Genomic DNA, 19,609 nt, shown 5'->3' on the forward strand with positions numbered 1-19,609 from the left:
ACACATCAGAAGTATGAGAAACGAGGTCGGATGATGCGTACGCGTCCGCTGAAGGTGGCGCTGCTGGGCTGTGGAGTGGTCGGCTCAGAGGTGGCGCGCATCATGACGACGCACGCCGACGACCTCGCCGCGCGCATCGGCGCGCCGGTCGAGCTCGCCGGCGTCGCCGTCCGCCGGCCCTCCAAGGTGCGGGAGGGCATAGACCCCGCACTGATCACCACCGATGCGACCGCCCTGGTCAAACGGGGCGACATCGACGTCGTCGTCGAGGTCATCGGGGGTATCGAGCCCGCCCGCACGCTCATCACGACCGCCTTCGAGCACGGCGCGGGCGTCGTCTCCGCCAACAAGGCGCTGCTGGCCGAGGACGGCTCCGCGCTCCACGCCGCGGCCGAGAAGCACGGCAGGGACCTCTACTACGAGGCGGCCGTGGCCGGCGCCATCCCGCTCGTACGGCCGCTGCGCGAGTCCCTCGCGGGGGACAAGGTCAACCGGGTGCTCGGCATCGTCAACGGCACGACCAACTTCATCCTCGACAGGATGGACACGAGCGGCGCCGGATACTCCGAGGCGCTCGACGAGGCCACCGCGCTGGGATACGCCGAGGCCGACCCGACCGCCGACGTCGAGGGCTTCGACGCCGCCGCGAAGGCCGCGATCCTCGCCGGGATCGCCTTCCACACCCGGGTGAAGATCGGCGAGGTGCACCGCGAGGGCATCACCGAGGTGACCGCCGCCGACATCGCCTCCGCCCGGCGCATGGGCTGCACCGTCAAGCTCCTCGCCATCTGCGAGCGCGCCGCCGACGGCAAGTCCGTCACCGCCCGTGTGCACCCCGCGATGATCCCGCTCAGCCACCCGCTGGCCTCCGTCCGCGAGGCGTACAACGCGGTCTTCGTCGAGGCCGAGGCGGCCGGGCAGCTGATGTTCTACGGTCCCGGCGCCGGCGGCGCCCCGACCGCGTCCGCGGTCCTGGGCGACCTGGTCGCGGTGTGCCGCAACATCATCGGAGCGACCACCGGCCCCGGTGAGTCGGCGTACACGCGCCTGCCGGTCAGCCCCATGGGCGACGTCGTCACGCGGTACCACATCAGTCTCGACGTGGCCGACAAGCCTGGCGTACTCGCCCAGGTCGCGACGGTCTTCGCCGAACAGGGCGTATCCATCGATACGGTCCGCCAGCAGAGCCGGCCGGACAGTCAGGAAACCGGCGGCGAGGCATCCCTCGTCGTCGTCACCCACCGCGCGCCCGACGCAGCCCTCTCCGGGACCGTCGAAGCGCTGCGCAAGCTGGACACCGTGCGCGGTGTCGCCAGCATCATGCGTGTTGAAGGGGAGTAAGGACCCATGACCAGCAAGGGCACCCACCAGTGGCGCGGCATCATCGAGGAGTACCGGGACCGGCTTCCGGTCACGAGCTCGACGCCGGTCGTCACACTCCGTGAGGGTGGTACGCCGCTCGTTCCGGCGCAGGTCCTCTCCGAGCGCACGGGCTGCGAGGTGCACCTCAAGGTCGAGGGCGCCAACCCCACCGGGTCGTTCAAGGACCGCGGTATGACCATGGCGATCACCCGGGCCAAGGAGGAGGGCGCGCAGGCCGTCATCTGCGCCTCCACCGGCAACACCTCCGCCTCCGCCGCCGCCTACGCGGTGCGCGCGGGCATGGTCTGCGCCGTCCTCGTGCCGCAGGGCAAGATCGCGCTCGGCAAGATGGGGCAGGCGCTCGTCCACGGCGCGAAGATCCTCCAGGTCGACGGCAACTTCGACGACTGCCTGACCCTGGCCCGCAGCCTCTCGGACAACTACCCGGTGGCGCTGGTCAATTCGGTCAACCCGGTCCGGATCGAGGGCCAGAAGACCGCCGCCTTCGAGATCGTCGACGCGCTCGGCGACGCCCCCGACATCCACGTCCTGCCGGTGGGTAACGCGGGCAACATCACGGCCTACTGGAAGGGCTACAAGGAGTACGCGGGGGACAGCATCTCCACGCACGCCCCGCGCATGTGGGGCTTCCAGGCGTCCGGTTCCGCGCCGATCGTGCGCGGCGAGATCGTCAAGGACCCGGCGACCATCGCCACCGCGATCCGCATCGGCAACCCGGCGTCCTGGCAGTTCGCGCTGGACGCGCGGGACGAGTCCGGCGGCTTCATCGAAGATGTGACGGACCGTCAGATCCTGTCGGCGTACCGTCTGCTGGCCTCCCAGGAGGGCGTCTTCGTCGAGCCCGCGTCGGCGGCGTCCGTGGCCGGTCTGCTCAAGGCCGCCGAAGAGGGCAAGGTCGACCCCGGCCAGAAGATCGTCTGCACCGTCACCGGCAACGGCCTCAAGGACCCCGACTGGGCCGTCGCGGGCGCTCCGCAGCCCGTCACCGTCCCGGTCGACGCGGTGGCCGCGGCCGAGAAGCTGGGCCTCGCGTAAACGGCCCTTGCCGCAGTTCAGCCGTCCTGCCGGGGGCGGAGAGCGCATAGGAGGTGTGCGACACGCATCGTGCGCCTCCTGTGCGCCCTATGTCGCCGCAGAACCTTCCTTCGATAGGCTGTACGCGACCCGCCCCGCCGCATCCGCCGCGGTGCAGCAGCCGTCGTGCCTGCCGGGCTCCCCGTCCCCCCGCGCAACGGCACCCCACGCACGTCGAAGTACCCTGCACAACATCCCCGCCGCCGTACAGGAAGAGTCGTCCAACCGATGGCCGGTCCCGCGTTCCGAGCCGCCGCCGTCCGGGTGCGCGTCCCCGCAACCAGCGCCAATCTGGGCCCGGGTTTCGATGCCCTCGGTCTCTCTCTGGGGCTCTACGACGACGTCGTCGTCCGGGTCGCCGACTCCGGGCTGCACATCGACATCGCGGGTGAGGGCGCCGAGACGCTGCCCCGCGACGAGAACCACCTGCTCGTACGCTCCCTGCGCACCGCGTTCGACCTGCTCGGCGGACAGCCGCACGGCCTGGAGATCGTCTGCGCCAACCGCATCCCGCACGGCCGCGGCCTCGGCTCCTCGTCCGCCGCCATCTGCGCCGGGATCGTCGCCGCCCGCGCCGTGACGACGGGCGGCGAGGCCCGCCTCGACGACGCCGCGCTGCTGGAGCTGGCCACCGAGATCGAGGGGCACCCCGACAACGTCGCGGCCTGTCTCCTCGGCGGATTCACGCTCGCCTGGATGGACGGCGGTGCAGCCAGGGCGATCCGCATGGACCCCGCGGCTTCCGTCGTGCCGGTGGTCTTCGTGCCGGCCACCCCGGTGCTGACCGAGACCGCCCGCGGCCTGCTGCCGCGCACCGTCCCCCATGTGGACGCCGCGGCCAACGCCGGTCGCGCCGCACTGCTCGTCGAGGCCCTGACCAGGCGCCCCGAGCTGCTTCTCGCGGCGACGGAGGACCGGATCCACCAGGAGTACCGGGGTCCCGCGATGCCGCAGACCGTCGACCTGGTGAACCGGCTGCGCGCCGACGGCGTCCCCGCTGTCATCTCCGGTGCGGGGCCCACGGTGCTCGCGCTGGCGGACGAGGGTTCCGCCGACAAGGTCGCCCGGCTGGCGGGTGAGGGATGGGCCGCGAACCGGCTCGCTCTCGACGCCACGGGTGCGAGCGTGTTGCCGCTCGCCGCGTGACCGCATGTGATTGCCGGTGCATGAGAGGGGGAATGTTTGTTGGAGCCGGTAGTGTTAACCTCAAGTCAGCAATCGACGTCTTCGTGGCGCGTTGCTTCGTGTCCCGCTCCGGGACCACCACTCTTCCGGGAGCCTCCCCGACTGCCTGAGCAGCCCGCCTGAGCTTTCGAGCACGCTCCGGAACCGGCACGACACCCTCTTGCTCGTCCAGGAGTGGGCCGAGCAGGGGGATCTCGCGCCGGAACCCCGCACATTCGTCTCTCCGCCGTACCCGGCGGACCACCGCCCCGGCAAGGTCCGCGATCGACACGATCAACAGACCGCAGTCGGACAGCACAACCGGTCGCCGAGCCAGAAGGCCGACGTCCGCTCCAGGGAAGGACCCTTCGTGAGCGACACCACCGATCTGATGGGCGTGACTGCCGACAAGAGCGTCGACAGCTCCGTGCCCGCCGAAGGTGCTGCCACTGGCACCACCGCACGGCGCCGCCGCTCCGGCACCGGCCTCGAGGGCATGGTCCTGGCCGAGCTGCAGCAGGTCGCGTCCGGCCTCGGCATCAGGGGAACTGCGCGGATGCGCAAGAGCCAGCTGATCGAGGTCATCAAGGAGGCGCAGGCCGGAGGATCCTCCGCGCCCGCCCCCAAGGCCGCCGCATCCGCCGGTACGGACACCGGGAGCAAGCCGAAGCGGCGTGCCACGTCCAAGACGCGCACCGGTGACGAGAGCGCTGCCGCCCCGGCCGCCGACAAGGCCGACGCCCAGCAGCAGATCGACATCCCGGGTCAGCCGGCCAGTGACGAACAGCCGACGGGCGAGCGCCGCCGTCGCCGGGCGACCGCGCAGGCGGGCAGCCCCGACGCCAAGTCCGAGTCCAAGGCGGAGCCCAAGGCCGAGTCCAAGGCCCAGGCCGAGCCGAAGGCGGAGAGCCGCCAGGACCGCGGCGACGAGCGCGCCGAGGCGAAGGGCGAGGCCAAGGCCGAGTCCGCCGTCGACACCGCCGAGGGCCGTCGCGGCGACCGCCAGGACGGCCGCCGTGACCGCGGTGACCGCCAGGACCGCGGTGACCGCGGTGACCGCCGCGACCGCCAGCGCGACCGCCGGGGCAAGGGCGACGACCAGGGCCAGCAGGGCGGCGGACGCCGTCAGGGCCAGCAGGGCGGCGGCCAGAACCAGGGCCAGGGCCAGAGCCAGGGCCAGCAGGGTGGCGGCGGCCAGCAGGACGACGGCTACGACGACGAGGGCGGCCGGCGCGGACGCCGGGGCCGCTACCGCGACCGCCGTGGCCGTCGTGGCCGCGACGACTTCGCGGCGACCGACGTGCAGGTTGCCGACGACGACGTCCTGATCCCCGTCGCGGGCATCCTCGACATCCTCGACAACTACGCGTTCATCCGGACCTCCGGCTACCTGCCGGGCCCGAACGACGTGTACGTCTCGCTCGCCCAGGTCCGCAAGAACGGCCTGCGCAAGGGTGACCACGTCACCGGTGCGGTGCGCCAGCCCAAGGACGGCGAGCGCCGTGAGAAGTTCAACGCGCTGGTCCGTCTCGACTCCGTCAACGGCATGGCGCCGGAGTCCGGCCGCGGCCGTCCGGAGTTCCAGAAGCTGACCCCGTTGTACCCGCAGGACCGGCTCCGTCTGGAGACCGACTCCAACATCCTGACCACCCGGATCATCGACCTGGTCGCACCGATCGGCAAGGGCCAGCGAGGCCTGATCGTGGCCCCGCCGAAGACCGGTAAGACCATGATCCTGCAGGCCATCGCCAACGCGATCACGGTCAACAGCCCCGAGTGCCACCTGATGGTCGTCCTGGTCGACGAGCGTCCGGAAGAGGTCACCGACATGCAGCGGTCGGTGAAGGGCGAGGTCATCTCCTCGACCTTCGACCGCCCCGCCGAGGACCACACCACGGTCGCCGAGCTCGCCATCGAGCGTGCGAAGCGCCTCGTGGAGCTCGGCCACGACGTGGTGGTCCTGCTGGACTCGATCACCCGTCTGGGCCGTGCGTACAACCTGGCGGCTCCGGCCTCCGGCCGCATCCTGTCCGGTGGTGTCGACTCGACCGCGCTGTACCCGCCGAAGCGCTTCTTCGGTGCCGCGCGCAACATCGAGGACGGCGGCTCGCTGACCATCCTGGCCACCGCGCTCGTCGAGACCGGCTCGCGCATGGACGAGGTGATCTTCGAGGAGTTCAAGGGCACCGGCAACATGGAGCTCAAGCTCGACCGGAAGCTCTCGGACAAGCGCATCTTCCCGGCGGTGGACGTCGACGCGTCCAGCACCCGTAAGGAAGAGATCCTGCTCGGCACCGATGAGCTGGCCGTGGTCTGGAAGCTGCGCCGGGTGCTTCACGCGCTCGACCAGCAGCAGGCGATCGAGCTTCTGCTGGACCGCATGAAGAAGACGCAGTCCAACGCGGAGTTCCTGCTCCAGATCCAGAAGACGACGCCGGGCAACGGAAACGGCAACGACTGACGTCGCCGCTCCGCAGCTCCACAACAGATGCCCCGTCACCTCGTGACGGGGCATCTATTGTGTATCGGTACCCACCGGTTGGCGGGTGCCTTCGTGTGAGACGGGGTGAACGCGGCCCCCTCCGGCAGCCCCGGCACGCTCACCCTGTACGGCGACGTGAACGGCGCCCGCCGCCCCGGCCCCGGCCGCCGGGACACCCCGGGGCGCCCGGCGGCAGCACGCCCCGGGGTGCGATCTTTGCCACATGAGCCGGGTTCCGCACCGGCTGGGGCGGCCGTGACCCGTCAGGCCGAAACCCCAGGTCAGCGCCGGGGTACCGGCCCGCTCGCCCGCTTCTCCTGAGGCCCCCGTCGTCGGACGGGGGCCTCAGCTCGTTGTGCAACGCTTCTCGCTGCTCCGGTCGTCCCCACCGTGTGACGGCCGGACCGCGCCCGTGCACCACGGCAGGGGGTAACGGCGAGAAGCGAAAGAGGGACCGCATGAGCGAGCAGAGCAGGAGCGCCGGCCGAATACGCGGCACCGGCAGCCGCCGGAGGAAGCCGTCCCGGGGCCGCCGGGTGAAGAGGATCGCGCTGTGGGGCGTCGCCGCCCTGGTGGTCGTCGGAGGATCCGGGCTCGGTTACGCCTACTACACGCTCAACGGGAATCTGAAGGGCGTCGACATCGACGCCGCCCTGGGAGCCGAGCGCCCGGACGACGTGGACAACGGGTCGCAGGACATCCTGGTGCTGGGCTCGGACTCCCGCTCGGGCGCCAATGCCGAGTACGGCGCCGACGAGGGCTCCGCGCGGGCGGACACCGCGATGGTCGTCCACGTCAACGAGGGGCACACCTCCGCGAGCGTGGTCTCGGTCCCGCGGGACACCCTCGTCGACCGTCCCGCCTGCACGAGCGACACGACCGGGGAACAGGTCGGCGCGGAGCACGAGACGATGTTCAACTCCGCCTACCAGGTCGGCGGACCGGCCTGCGCGGTGAAGACCGTCGAGTCGATGTCGGGCATCCGCATGGACCACTACGTCGAGGTCGACTTCACCGGGTTCAAGAAGCTCGTCGACGAGCTGGGCGGCGTCGACATCACCACCTCCCAGGCGATCGACGACCCCGACAGCCACCTCGCGCTGAAGCCCGGCCCCCACACCCTGAGCGGGGAGCAGTCGCTCGGCCTCGTCCGTACGCGCCACAGCGTCGGCGACGGCAGCGACCTCGGCCGCATCCAGCTCCAGCAGGCCTTCGTCAAGGCGCTGATGGACCAGGCGAAGAGCGTCGGGGTGTTCTCGAACCCGAAGACGCTCTTCGGGCTCGCCGACACCGCCACCAAGGCCGTCACCACCGACTCCCAGCTGGCCTCCGTCAAGAAGCTCACCGGCTTCGCGAACGGGCTCAAGGGCCTCGGCTCGAAGAACATCGACATGGTCACGCTGCCCGTGGAGTACGACCCCGAGGACCCGAACCGGGTTCTGCCGCAGGAGAACGCCGACCGGAAGGTGTGGGCGGCCCTCAAGCAGGACAAGCCGATCCCCGCGTCCGCCACGGCGAAGTCGGCCGGCGACAAGGGCGGGGCCGGGAAGGTCGTACGGTAACGGCACCTTCCGTCACCAAATGGTCGCGGAACGTTCCCCGTACGCACGGGAATACACACGGCCGTACCCTCGTTTTGGGAGATACGGCCGGTCCTGGCAGACTGGTACGTCGGCCCCGGTTCACGGACGCGCAATCCGCGCGAACGACCCGGAGCCCTCCCGAATCTAGGAGACACCTTGAAGCGCGACATTCACCCCGAGTACGTCGAGACGCAGGTCAGCTGCACCTGCGGTGCGTCGTTCACCACCCGGAGCACCCTCGACGGCGGCGCGATCCGTGCCGACGTCTGCTCCGAGTGCCACCCGTTCTACACGGGCAAGCAGAAGATCCTCGACACCGGCGGCCGCGTGGCCCGCTTCGAGGCCCGCTTCGGCAAGGCTGCCGGCTCCGCCAGCAAGTAGCGAGCCACTGCGCCGGTTCCCGACGCCCTCCAACGGGGCGCCGGGACCGGCGTTTTTTCCGGCTGTGCGGCCGGGTGCGCCTTCCGGGGCGCGCCTCCGGCGGCGCTCCGTCCAGCAGGCCCGAAGACGTATGACGCAGAAACCAGGAGCCCGAAGATGTTCGAGGCGGTCGAGGAACTGATCGGCGAGCACGCCGATCTCGAGAAGAAGCTCGCCGACCCGTCGGTCCACGCCGACCAGGCCAACGCGCGCAAGCTCAACAAGCGCTACGCGGAGCTGACCCCGATCGTCTCCACCTACCGGTCCTGGAAGCAGACCGGCGACGACATCGAGACCGCCCGCGAATTCGCCGCCGACGACCCCGACTTCGCCGCCGAGGTCAAGGTCCTGGAGAAGCAGCGCGACGAGATCACCGAGAAGCTCCGCCTTCTCCTGGTCCCGCGCGACCCCAGCGACGACAAGGACGTGCTCCTGGAGATCAAGGCGGGCGCGGGCGGCGACGAGTCCGCCCTCTTCGCCGGCGATCTGCTGCGCATGTATCTGCGCTACGCCGAGCGCATCGGCTGGAAGACCGAGATCATCGACTCCACCGAGTCCGAGCTCGGCGGCTACAAGGACGTCCAGGTCGCCGTGAAGACCAAGGGCGGCAACGGCGCCACGGAGCCCGGCCAGGGCGTCTGGGCCCGGATGAAGTACGAGGGCGGCGTGCACCGCGTGCAGCGGGTGCCCTCCACCGAGTCGCAGGGCCGCATCCACACCTCGGCCGCCGGCGTGCTCGTCACGCCCGAGGCGGAGGAGGTCGACGTCGAGATCCACGCCAACGACCTCCGCATCGACGTCTACCGCTCGTCGGGCCCCGGCGGCCAGTCCGTCAACACCACGGACTCCGCCGTACGCATCACGCACCTGCCCACCGGTGTCGTCGCCTCCTGCCAGAACGAGAAGAGCCAGCTCCAGAACAAGGAGCAGGCCATGCGCATCCTGCGGTCCCGGTTGCTGGCCGCCGCCCAGGAGGCCGCCGAGCAGGAAGCCTCCGACGTCCGCCGCAGCCAGGTGCGCACCGTGGACCGCTCCGAGAAGATCCGGACGTACAACTTCCCGGAAAACCGGATCTCGGACCACCGCGTCGGCTTCAAGGCGTACAACTTGGACCAGGTGCTCGACGGTGACCTCGACGCCGTCATCCAGGCCTGCGTCGACGCAGACTCCGCCGCCAAGCTCGCCGCCGCGTAGGCCGTGAGCGCCACCGCCCCGCCCCGCTCGTGAACCCGTACGGAGAACCGCGATGAACCTGCTGCTCGCCGAGGTGGCCCAGGCCACCCAGCGGCTGGCCGACGCCGGTGTCCCCTCGCCGCGATTCGACGCCGAGGAACTCGCCGCGTTCGTGCACGGCGTCAAGCGGGGCGAGCTGCACCATGTGCCGGACGCCGACTTCGACGCCCGCTACTGGGAGACGATCGCCCGCCGCGAGGCCCGCGAGCCGCTCCAGCACATCACCGGCCGCGCCTTCTTCCGCTACCTGGAACTCCAGGTGGGCCCCGGAGTCTTCGTCCCCCGCCCGGAGACCGAGTCGGTCGTCGGCTGGGCGATAGACGCGGTCCGCGCGATGGACGTCGTCGAACCGCTGATCGTCGACCTCTGCACCGGATCGGGCGCCATCGCGCTCGCCATGGCCCAGGAGGTGCCGCGCTCGCGTGTGCACGGCGTGGAGCTGTCCGAGGACGCCCTGAGGTGGACCCGGAAGAACGCCGAGGGGTCCAGGGTCACCATCCACCGGGGAGACGCCCTGAGCGCCCTTCCCGAGCTCGACGGACAGGTCGACCTGGTCATCTCCAACCCTCCGTACATCCCGCTCACCGAGTGGGAGTACGTGGCGCCGGAGGCCCGCGACCACGACCCGCAGATGGCGCTCTTCTCCGGCGAGGACGGCCTCGACACCATCCGCGGCATCGAGCGCACCGCGCACCGCCTGCTCCGCCCCGGCGGGCTCGTCGTCATCGAGCACGCCGACACCCAGGGCGGCCAGGTGCCGTGGATCTTCACCGAGGAGCGGGGCTGGGCCGACGCGGCCGACCACCCCGACCTGAACAACCGGCCCCGGTTCGCGACGGCCCGCAAGGCCATGCCGTGACCACCGGGACACCGGCACCGCACGAACCCCACCCGACAGACCCGTACATGTCCGAGGAGGCCGGCTGATGGCACGGCGATACGACTGCAACGACGCGACCGACCGTACGACCGGCCTGCGTGAGGCCGCGTCCGCCGTCCGCCGCGGCGAACTGGTCGTGCTGCCCACCGACACCGTGTACGGGATCGGTGCGGACGCCTTCAGCTCGGAGGGCGTCGCCGACCTGCTCGACGCGAAGGGCCGCGGCCGCAACATGCCGACCCCTGTCCTGATCGGCTCTCCGAACACGCTGCACGGCCTGGTCACCGACTTCTCCGAGCAGGCCTGGGAGCTCGTCGACGCGTTCTGGCCCGGCGCCCTCACACTCGTCGCCAAGCACCAGCCGTCCCTCCAGTGGGACCTCGGTGACACGCGCGGCACCGTCGCCGTCCGGATGCCCCTGCACCCGGTCGCCATCGAGCTCCTCACGGAGGTCGGCCCGATGGCCGTCTCCAGCGCCAACCTCACCGGACACCCCTCGCCCGAGGACTGCGACGCCGCCCAGGGGATGCTCGGAGACAGCGTCTCCGTGTACCTCGACGGCGGTCCCACCCCGGGGATCGTCCCGTCCTCGATCGTCGACGTCACCGGCAAGATCCCGCTGCTGCTGCGGGCGGGCGCCCTCTCGGTCGAGGAACTCCGCAAGGTGGTACCCGACCTCGAGGTGGCCAATTGACCGCCCCTGAGGGGCGTGGCATAACGGGGCGGCACGACACCTTCCGCATCCTCCACGTCAGCACCGGCAACGTCTGCCGCTCGCCCATCACCGAGCGGCTGACCCGGCATGCCCTCGTGGACCGCCTCGGTGACCCGCTCAGCGGCGGCCTCATCGTGGAGAGCGCGGGCACCTGGGGGCACGAGGGCGCGCCCATGGAGGCCAACGCCGAGGTCGTCCTCGCCGACTTCGGCGCCGACGCCACCGGCTTCGTCGGGCGCGAGCTCCTCGACGAGCACGTGATCCGCGCCGACCTGGTGCTGACCGCCACCCGCGACCACCGCGCCCAGGTGATCTCCATGGGGCACTCGGCGGGCCTGCGTACCTTCACGCTCAAGGAGTTCACCCGGCTGGTGCGGGCCATAGACCCCGCGACGCTGCCGGACGCCCGTGAGGAGGGCGTCGTCGAACGCGCCCGCGCGCTGGTGCGCGCCGCGGCGGCCCTGCGCGGCTGGCTGCTGGCACCCACCGCGGAGGCCGACGAGGTCTACGACCCGTACGGCGCCCCCATCACGTTCTTCCGTTCCATCGGTGACGAGATCAGCCAGGCGCTCGATCCCGTCATGACGGCCCTCACCGGGGTTCGCGCCCCGCACTGAGCCGCCTCCGGCCTCCGCGCCCCGCAACGGGGTGCGCCGACCGGCGTAGAGGGGCGCCCGGCAGCGGGCAGGCGGCCCGGGGCGGGCCTACATTGGATCTGACGCCACGCACCCCCTCCTCCAGGCCCGGAGCCCTCGATGCCGGTCACCACTCCAGCCGCACGCGCGGCCGCGCCCTCGCCGGACACCGCCATGCCGCAGGACTTCGGCGCCCTGCTCCGCCAGGACCCGGAGATCGGCTCCATCCTGCTGGCCGAGGCGGGGCGGCAGTCGAGCACCCTCCAGCTCATCGCCGCCGAGAACTTCACCTCGCCCGCGGTCCTCGCCGCCCTCGGCTCCCCGCTCGCCAACAAGTACGCCGAGGGCTACCCCGGAGCCCGTCACCACGGCGGCTGCGAGCAGGCCGACGCCGCGGAACGCGTCGCGGTCCGGCGGGCGACGGAGCTGTTCGGCGCGGAGCACGCCAACGTCCAGCCGCACTCCGGATCGTCGGCCGTCCTCGCCGCCTACGCCGCGCTGCTGCGCCCCGGTGACACGGTGCTGGCCATGGGGCTCCCGTACGGCGGGCATCTCACCCACGGCGCTCCGGGCAACTTCTCCGGACGCTGGTTCGAGTTCGCCGGTTACGGCGTCGACCCCGACAGCGGGCTCATCGACTACGCACAGGTGCGCGCCCTGGCCCGGGCCCGGCGTCCCAAGGCGATCGTCTGCGGGTCGATCTCGTACCCCCGGCACCCCGACTACGAGCAGTTCCGGGACATCGCCGACGAGGTGGGCGCCTATCTGATCGCGGACGCCGCCCACCCGATGGGGCTGATCGCCGGGGGAGCGGCGCCCAGCCCGGTGCCGTACGCGGACGTGGTGTGCGCGACGACACACAAGGTGCTGCGCGGCCCGCGCGGCGGAATGATTCTCTGCGGCGTCGAGCTCTCGGAGCGGATCGACCGCGCGGTGTTCCCGTTCACCCAGGGCGGCGCCCAGATGCACACGGTCGCGGCGAAGGCAGTCGCGTTCGGGGAGGCGGCCACCCCGGCGTACTCGGCGTACGCCCACCGGGTCGTCGCCCACGCCCGTGTCCTGGCGGCCGCCCTGGAGTCCGAGGGCTTCGAGGTCACCACCGGCGGTACGGACACCCACATCGTCGTCGCGGACCCCGGCCCGCTGGGCGTCGACGGCCGCACCGCACGCGAGCGGCTCATGGCCGCCGGGATGGTCCTGGACACCTGCGCCCTGCCGTACGGGGACGCGCGTGGGATCCGGCTGGGCACCGCGGCCGTCACCACCCAGGGCATGGACGAGGACGACATGGCGCGGATCGCCGCGTTGTTCGGCGCGGCCGTGCGCGAGGAGGGCGAGCCGGGTCGGCTGCGGGCCGAGGCCCGTGGACTTGCCGAGCGCAATCCGCCGTATCCGGGGTAGACGGTGTGAACTACGTATGTGCAACCGACAACCCATGGCTCGGCGTCCTTGCTCAGGAGACTAGGGTGTGGGGCTGAGATGGCCGGCGAATTCTGTGGGGCAGCCCGTGCGTGATTACCTGCTGACGCTCTGTGTCACGGCAGCGGTGACCTATCTGCTGACCGGGCCGGTGCGGAAGTTCGCCATCGCGATCGGGGCGATGCCCGCGATCCGGGCGCGTGACGTACACCGGGAACCGACACCTCGGCTCGGTGGCATCGCCATGTTCGGCGGACTGTGCGCGGGGCTGATCGTCGCGGACCACCTGTTCAACCTGAACGGTGTCTTCGAACTCTCCAACGAACCCAGGGCGCTGCTCTCCGGCGCCGCCCTGATCTGGCTGATCGGTGTCCTGGACGACAAGTTCGAGCTCGACGCCCTGATCAAGCTCGGCGGACAGATGATCGCCGCCGCGGTCATGGTCATCCAGGGGCTGACGATCCTGTGGCTTCCCATCCCCGGCGTCGGCACCGTCGCGCTCACCCAGTGGCAGGGCACGCTGCTCACGGTCGCCCTGGTCGTGATCACCATCAACGCGGTCAACTTCGTCGACGGCCTGGACGGCCTCGCGGCCGGCATGGTCTGCATCGCGTCCGCGGCGTTCTTCCTCTACACCTACCGCCTCTGGTACGGGTACGGGATCGAGGCGGCCGCCCCCGCGACGCTCTTCGCCGCGATCCTCATGGGCATGTGCCTCGGCTTCCTCCCGCACAACATGCACCCCGCCCGGATCTTCATGGGTGACTCCGGATCGATGCTGATCGGTCTCGTGCTGGCCTCCGGCGCGATCTCCGTCACCGGCCAGGTCGACCCCGACGCGATGAAGCTCTTCGAGGGCAGCGAGCGGCAGGCGACCCACGCGATGCTGCCGGTCTTCATCCCGCTGCTGCTGCCGCTCACGATCATCGCGATCCCGGCGGCCGACCTGATCCTCGCGATCGTGCGCCGCACCTGGAACGGCCAGTCGCCGTTCGCGGCCGACCGCGGCCACCTGCACCACCGGCTGCTGGAGATCGGCCACTCGCACAGCCGGTCCGTGCTGATCATGTACTTCTGGTCGGCGCTGATCGCCTTCGGCGCCGTCGGCTACTCCGTGCACTCGACGTCGCTCTGGATCGTCCTGGTCATCGTGGGACTGAGCGCCGTCGGCCTGGTCCTGCTGCTCATGCCGCGCTTCACCCCGCGCACCCCCCGCTGGGCCGAATCCTTCGTGCCGCCGCGCTACCGGTGCCGCCGGCACGACGGCGAGGGGGAAGCCGACGGCACCGCTTCCGGTCAACACGGGGCGGAGGGTTCGCAGATGGCCTCCCCGGAGCCGGAACGGGCCTCGGTGTCCGTGGGTGTCTCCGGCGTCAACGGAGCGACCGCGATCGGCCCCCGTTCGCGCTTCACGGATCGGGACCGTGCCGACTCTCCGCGTTGACTCCCCGACGCAGAAGTCCCCATACCAGACAATGCGCCGTGATGTTCTGCACACACGCGCGAGGTAACCCTCATGTGTGACAGCTGGCACACTTTCTGAGTAAAGACCTCATCAAATAGTTTGTGATACCGTTCACGAAGCCCGGTGAGGAGGCCGAAGGACCTGAGTAGCACGGTCCTTTGGCCCGAAGCATCGACTCGGACCGGGCCTACGCTCGTCCCTGACGACCACTGACCACCCCCTGCAACGCGGAGTAACCGCCATGCCGTCCAACGACGCCCGGACTCTCCTCCACACCGCCGTGCCCACTGCTGCCGCCGGTGTTGTCGCCGTCGCCGTCAGCGCTGCGCTCGCCGGCGGCAAGGGAGCGATCGGCGCTGCGGTCGGGACGCTGGTGGTGATCCTCTTCATGGGGATCGGACTCGGTGTCCTGCAGCGCACGGCGAAGTCCATGCCGCACCTGTTCCAGGCCATGGGGCTGGTGCTCTACACGGTCGAACTGCTGCTGCTCTTCGTCTTCGTCGCCGCCTTCCAGAACACGACGCTGTTCAACCCGAGGGCCTTCGCGGCCTCGCTGATGGCCGCGACGCTCGTCTGGGTCGCGGCGCAGATCCGTGTGCACATGAAGACAAAGATCCTTTACGTCGAGCCGGACTCGTCCGCGGGCAAGACGCCCGAGAACATGGGGTCTTCGACGTGAGGGGTAGGGCCGGGATAAGCGCGCGTTCGAGACCCTGCTATCGTCCGGTGCCAACTGCGGCACTGCGGGCGCGGGCATCAAGAACGGCGCCTGCTTCATCACGAGGCGTGATGCCTGAGCCGCCCCCCATCCGTAACACCAGTCCAGTGCCGACCAGCGGCTGCTTGCCGCGCCGACACAACGAGGTTGCCGTACCTATGCGCCACGCTGAAGGAGCCCGCGGTGAGTGCTGACCCGACGACGGTGCTCGCCTTCGAGACCGACTGCCACATCTTCGACGGATGCGGCTTCCCGGCTCCTGGCCTGCACTCCTTTGTTTTCGAGCCGATGTTCACCGTTGGCGGCATCGAGATCAACAAGCCGATGCTGCTGGCGGTCCTGAGCACCGTTGTCGTCGTCGGCTTCTTCTGGGCGGCTTTCAACAAGCCGAAGCTGGTGCCCGGAAAGCTCCAGATGGTCGCCGAGGCGGGTTACGACTTCATCCGCACCGGTGTGGTGTACGAGACGCTCGGCAAGCGCGAGGGCAAGAAGTACGTGCCCCTCATGGTCTCGCTGTTCTTCTTCATCTGGATCATGAACCTCTGGGCGATCATCCCGCTCGCCCAGTTCCCGGTGGTCTCGGTCATCGGGTTCCCGGTGGCGCTGGCCGCGATCGTCTACGTCCTGTGGGTCAGCCTGACCTTCAAGCGGCACGGCTTCGTCGGCGGCTGGAAGAACATCTCCGGCTACGACCCGTCGATCGGCCCGGCTCTTCCCTTCGTCATGCTCATCGAGATCATGTCGAACCTGCTGATCCGGCCGTTCACGCACGCGGTGCGACTGTTCGCCAACATGTTCGCCGGCCACGTGCTGCTGCTGATCTTCACCATCGCCAGCTGGTACCTGCTGAACGGCATCGGCATCGCGTACGCCGGTGTGTCGTTCGTGATGACCATCCTGATGACCGCCTTCGAGCTGTTCATCCAGGCGCTGCAGGCCTACGTGTTCGTCCTTCTGGCCTGCAACTACATTCAGGGTGCTCTCGCCAAGGAGCACTGAGCAGTCCAGCACCACCCCCGATAGTCGTCCGGTGGCCAACCCCCACCGGTTCTGAAAGAGAAGGAAGAAACGGCATGTCCGCTCTTGAGACCCTCGCCGCCGTCAACATCACGGGCAACCTCGGTTCCATCGGCTACGGCCTCGCCGCGATCGGCCCCGGCGTCGGCGTCGGCATCATCTTCGGTAACGGCACCCAGGCGCTCGCCCGCCAGCCCGAAGCTGCCGGCCTGATCCGCTCGAACCAGATCCTCGGCTTCGTCCTCTGTGAGGCGCTCGCCCTGATCGGTCTCGTCATGCCCTTCGTCTACCCGGTCGACTAAGTCGCGGCATTCCGACTGCCCGATGCGACGAAAGGCATTGATGTGAACGCCCTACAGCTGGCGGCCGAGGAAGAGATCCAGAACCCGCTGCTCCCGGCGATCCCCGAGATCGTCATCGGCCTGATCGCCTTTGTCATCGTCTTCGGTTTCCTCGCCAAGAAGCTCCTCCCGAACATCGAGAAGGTTCTGGAAGAGCGCCGCGAGGCGATCGAAGGCGGGATCGAGAAGGCCGACGCGGCCCAGACCGAGGCCCAGAGCGTTCTTGAGCAGTACAAGGCTCAGCTCGCCGAGGCCCGCCACGAGGCCGCCCGTCTGCGCCAGGAGGCGCAGGAGCAGGGTGCCGTCATCATCCAGGAGATGAGGGCGGAGGGTCAGCGGCAGCGCGAGGAGATCATCGCGGCCGGCCACGCCCAGATCGAGGCCGACCGCAAGTCCGCGGCGTCCGCGCTGCGTCAGGACGTGGGCACCCTCGCCACCGCCCTGGCCGGCAAGCTCGTCGGCGAGTCCCTCGAGGACCACGCCCGGCAGAGCGGCACCGTCGACCGTTTCCTCGACGAGCTCGAGGCGAAGGCCGAGGCCGTCCGATGAACGGAGCGAGCCGCGAGGCGCTGGCCTCCGCACGCGAGCGTCTCGACGCACTGACCGACTCCACGTCGGTCGACGCGGCGAAGCTCGCCGAGGAGCTGACAGCCGTCACCGCGCTGCTCCACCGCGAGGTATCGCTGCGCCGGGTCCTCACCGACCCGTCGCAGGGCGGCGAGGCCAAGGCCGAGCTGGCCGGACGACTGCTGCGCGGTCAGGTGGGCGGCGAAGCCGTGGACCTGGTCTCCGGCATGGTCCGCTCCCGCTGGTCACAGTCGCGTGACCTGGTGGACTCGGTCGAGGAACTGGCGAACACCGCAGACCTCACCGCGGCCCAGCGCGCCGGTGCGCTCGACGACGTCGAGGACGAGCTCTTCCGGTTCGGCCGGATCGTCGGCTCCGACGTCGCGCTGCGCTCCGCCCTGACCGACCGGAAGGCCACGGTCTCCGCCAAGAGCGAGCTGCTCCGCAGCCTGCTCGGCGGCAAGGCCCAGCCCGTCACCGAGCGCGTGATCACGCGCCTCGTGACGCAGCCCCGAGGACGTAGCCTGGAAGCGGGACTCGAGTCCCTGTCCAGGCTCGCCGCGGAGCGCCGGGACCGTATGGTCGCCGTCGTCACCTCGGCGGTGCCGCTGTCCGATCGCCAGAAGCAGCGCCTCGGCGCCGCCCTGGCGAAGATCTACGGCCGGCAGATGCACCTGAACCTGGACGTGGACCCCGAGGTCCTCGGCGGGATCTCGGTGCGCGTCGGTGACGAGGTCATCAACGGCACGATCGCGGAGCGCCTCGAAGAGGTCACCCGCAGGATGGCCGGCTGACAGCGCGCAGCGCCCACCCGCACCAACTGAACGAGCAAGAATTGCGGCCCGGTTGGGCCGTGCAGAAATTGCAGAAGATTCCTGGGGGTCGCCCCCAGACCCCTTTGAGAAACTTCGGGCCCAACAAGGAGAGCAGGGAACCCCAGATGGCGGAGCTTACGATCCGGCCGGAGGAGATCCGGGACGCACTGGATAACTTTGTCCAGTCGTACCAGCCGGACGCGGCCTCGCGCGAGGAGGTCGGGACGGTCAGCGTTGCCGGCGACGGCATCGCGAAGGTGGAGGGCCTGCCCTCCGCCATGGCGAACGAGCTGCTGAAGTTCGAGGACGGCACCCTCGGTCTCGCCCTCAACCTCGAGGAGCGCGAGATCGGTGCGATCGTCCTCGGCGAGTTCAGCGGAATCGAGGAGGGCCAGCCGGTGCAGCGCACCGGTGAGGTGCTCTCCGTCGGCGTCGGCGAGGGTTACCTCGGCCGCGTCGTCGACCCGCTCGGCAACCCGATCGACGGTCTCGGCGAGATCGCGACCGAAGGCCGTCGCGCCCTCGAGCTGCAGGCCCCTGGCGTCATGGTCCGCAAGTCGGTGCACGAGCCGATGCAGACCGGCTACAAGGCCGTCGACGCCATGGTGCCGATCGGCCGTGGCCAGCGTCAGCTGATCATCGGCGACCGTCAGACGGGTAAGACCGCTCTGGCCGTCGACACGATCATCAACCAGCGCGACAACTGGCGCTCGGGCGACGTGAACAAGCAGGTGCGCTGCATCTACGTCGCCATCGGTCAGAAGGGCTCCACCATCGCCTCCGTGCGCGGTGCCCTCGAAGAGGCCGGCGCGCTGGAGTACACGACCATCGTCGCCGCCCCGGCGTCCGACCCGGCCGGCTTCAAGTACCTGGCGCCGTACACCGGCTCGGCCATCGGCCAGCACTGGATGTACGACGGCAAGCACGTCCTCATCATCTTCGACGACCTCTCGAAGCAGGCCGACGCCTACCGCGCCGTGTCGCTTCTGCTGCGCCGTCCGCCGGGCCGTGAGGCCTACCCGGGCGACGTCTTCTACCTGCACTCGCGTCTGCTGGAGCGCTGCGCCAAGCTCTCCGACGACATGGGCGCCGGTTCGATGACGGGCCTCCCGATCGTCGAGACCAAGGCGAACGACGTGTCGGCGTTCATCCCGACCAACGTCATCTCCATCACCGACGGCCAGTGCTTCCTGGAGTCCGACCTGTTCAACGCGGGTCAGCGTCCGGCGCTCAACGTCGGTATCTCGGTCTCCCGAGTCGGTGGCTCCGCCCAGCACAAGGCCATGAAGCAGGTCTCCGGCCGTCTCCGCGTGGACCTCGCCCAGTTCCGTGAGCTGGAGGCGTTCGCCGCCTTCGGTTCCGACCTGGACGCGGCCTCCAAGGCTTCGCTGGAGCGCGGTAAGCGCATGGTCGAGCTGCTGAAGCAGCCGCAGTACGCCCCGTTCCCGATGGAGGAGCAGGTCGTCTCCGTCTGGGCCGGCACCACGGGCAAGATGGACGACGTCCCGGTCGAGGACATCCGCCGCTTCGAGAGCGAGCTGCTCGAGTTCCTGCGCCGCGAGCGCAAGGACCTCCTGACCAGCATCGCCGAGGGCGGCAAGATGTCCGACGACACGCTGCAGTCGATCGCCGACGCGATCGCCGCCTTCAAGCAGCAGTTCGAGACCTCGGACGGCAAGCTCCTGGGCGAGGGCTGAT

At 70.0% G+C, this 19,609-nt stretch carries 18 protein-coding genes; all 18 read left to right on the top strand.

Annotated features, from left to right (window positions below):
• The first annotated feature begins 30 nt into the window (after window positions 1-30).
• The 18 genes from ACIQM3_RS05330 (at window position 31) to atpA (ending at window position 19,608) form a co-directional block, all read left to right on the top strand.
• Window positions 31-1,341, top strand: a complete 1,311-nt coding sequence (locus ACIQM3_RS05330; protein WP_401619019.1) for a homoserine dehydrogenase — start codon at window positions 31-33, stop codon at window positions 1,339-1,341.
• A gap of 6 nt (window positions 1,342-1,347) precedes the next feature.
• Window positions 1,348-2,418 (top strand): threonine synthase, encoded by a 1,071-nt coding sequence (gene thrC / locus ACIQM3_RS05335; RefSeq protein WP_401619022.1) that lies wholly within the window; start codon window positions 1,348-1,350, stop codon window positions 2,416-2,418.
• Between the two features lie 267 nt (window positions 2,419-2,685).
• Window positions 2,686-3,603 carry a homoserine kinase gene (gene thrB / locus ACIQM3_RS05340; protein WP_401619024.1) on the top strand — a complete coding sequence of 306 codons (918 nt, stop codon included), beginning with the start codon at window positions 2,686-2,688 and terminating at the stop codon, window positions 3,601-3,603.
• A 388-nt stretch (window positions 3,604-3,991) separates the two neighbouring features.
• Window positions 3,992-6,082, top strand: a complete 2,091-nt coding sequence (gene rho, locus ACIQM3_RS05345) for a transcription termination factor Rho (protein ID WP_401619027.1) — start codon at window positions 3,992-3,994, stop codon at window positions 6,080-6,082.
• 479 nt (window positions 6,083-6,561) lie between these two features.
• Window positions 6,562-7,665, top strand: a complete 1,104-nt coding sequence (locus tag ACIQM3_RS05350; RefSeq protein WP_401619030.1) for an LCP family protein — start codon at window positions 6,562-6,564, stop codon at window positions 7,663-7,665.
• A 177-nt stretch (window positions 7,666-7,842) separates the two neighbouring features.
• Complete coding sequence (gene rpmE, locus ACIQM3_RS05355; RefSeq protein WP_033298361.1) at window positions 7,843-8,067, top strand: 50S ribosomal protein L31; 225 nt, start codon at window positions 7,843-7,845, stop codon at window positions 8,065-8,067.
• A 156-nt stretch (window positions 8,068-8,223) separates the two neighbouring features.
• Window positions 8,224-9,300 carry a peptide chain release factor 1 gene (prfA, locus tag ACIQM3_RS05360; protein ID WP_401619034.1) on the top strand — a complete coding sequence of 359 codons (1,077 nt, stop codon included), beginning with the start codon at window positions 8,224-8,226 and terminating at the stop codon, window positions 9,298-9,300.
• A 52-nt stretch (window positions 9,301-9,352) separates the two neighbouring features.
• Window positions 9,353-10,198 (top strand): peptide chain release factor N(5)-glutamine methyltransferase, encoded by an 846-nt coding sequence (gene prmC, locus ACIQM3_RS05365; RefSeq protein ID WP_104789117.1) that lies wholly within the window; start codon window positions 9,353-9,355, stop codon window positions 10,196-10,198.
• Window positions 10,199-10,265: 67 nt separating this feature from the next.
• Window positions 10,266-10,913: an L-threonylcarbamoyladenylate synthase gene (locus ACIQM3_RS05370; protein ID WP_401619037.1), complete on the top strand. Its 648-nt coding sequence runs from the start codon at window positions 10,266-10,268 to the stop codon at window positions 10,911-10,913.
• Complete coding sequence (locus ACIQM3_RS05375) at window positions 10,910-11,551, top strand: protein-tyrosine-phosphatase (RefSeq protein WP_104789118.1); 642 nt, start codon at window positions 10,910-10,912, stop codon at window positions 11,549-11,551. The genes ACIQM3_RS05370 and ACIQM3_RS05375 overlap by 4 nt, the downstream gene beginning before the upstream one ends.
• A 138-nt stretch (window positions 11,552-11,689) precedes the next feature.
• Window positions 11,690-12,970 carry a serine hydroxymethyltransferase gene (gene glyA / locus ACIQM3_RS05380; RefSeq protein WP_401619041.1) on the top strand — a complete coding sequence of 427 codons (1,281 nt, stop codon included), beginning with the start codon at window positions 11,690-11,692 and terminating at the stop codon, window positions 12,968-12,970.
• A 94-nt stretch (window positions 12,971-13,064) separates the two neighbouring features.
• Window positions 13,065-14,432 (top strand): MraY family glycosyltransferase, encoded by a 1,368-nt coding sequence (locus ACIQM3_RS05385; RefSeq protein ID WP_401619043.1) that lies wholly within the window; start codon window positions 13,065-13,067, stop codon window positions 14,430-14,432.
• A gap of 262 nt (window positions 14,433-14,694) precedes the next feature.
• Window positions 14,695-15,132, top strand: a complete 438-nt coding sequence (locus tag ACIQM3_RS05390; protein WP_356711608.1) for a hypothetical protein — start codon at window positions 14,695-14,697, stop codon at window positions 15,130-15,132.
• Window positions 15,133-15,354: 222 nt separating this feature from the next.
• Entirely contained in the window at window positions 15,355-16,170 is an 816-nt protein-coding gene (atpB, locus tag ACIQM3_RS05395; protein ID WP_393760877.1) for a F0F1 ATP synthase subunit A, read from the top strand.
• A 74-nt stretch (window positions 16,171-16,244) separates the two neighbouring features.
• A complete protein-coding gene (atpE, locus tag ACIQM3_RS05400) occupies window positions 16,245-16,490 on the top strand; it encodes an ATP synthase F0 subunit C (RefSeq protein ID WP_014048348.1) in 246 nt (81 codons plus the stop codon).
• Window positions 16,491-16,532: 42 nt separating this feature from the next.
• Window positions 16,533-17,078, top strand: coding sequence for a F0F1 ATP synthase subunit B (locus tag ACIQM3_RS05405; RefSeq protein WP_356711606.1), 546 nt, complete (start codon window positions 16,533-16,535; stop codon window positions 17,076-17,078).
• Window positions 17,075-17,890: a F0F1 ATP synthase subunit delta gene (locus ACIQM3_RS05410; protein WP_401619048.1), complete on the top strand. Its 816-nt coding sequence runs from the start codon at window positions 17,075-17,077 to the stop codon at window positions 17,888-17,890. Before ACIQM3_RS05405 ends, ACIQM3_RS05410 begins: the two co-directional genes overlap by 4 nt.
• A 146-nt stretch (window positions 17,891-18,036) precedes the next feature.
• Window positions 18,037-19,608: a F0F1 ATP synthase subunit alpha gene (gene atpA / locus ACIQM3_RS05415; RefSeq protein ID WP_073745255.1), complete on the top strand. Its 1,572-nt coding sequence runs from the start codon at window positions 18,037-18,039 to the stop codon at window positions 19,606-19,608.
• Window position 19,609: the final 1 nt, after the last annotated feature.

Origin of the sequence: Streptomyces sp. NPDC091271 (genome assembly GCF_044757505.1) — a bacterium.
Classification (GTDB): Bacteria; Actinomycetota; Actinomycetes; order Streptomycetales; family Streptomycetaceae; genus Streptomyces.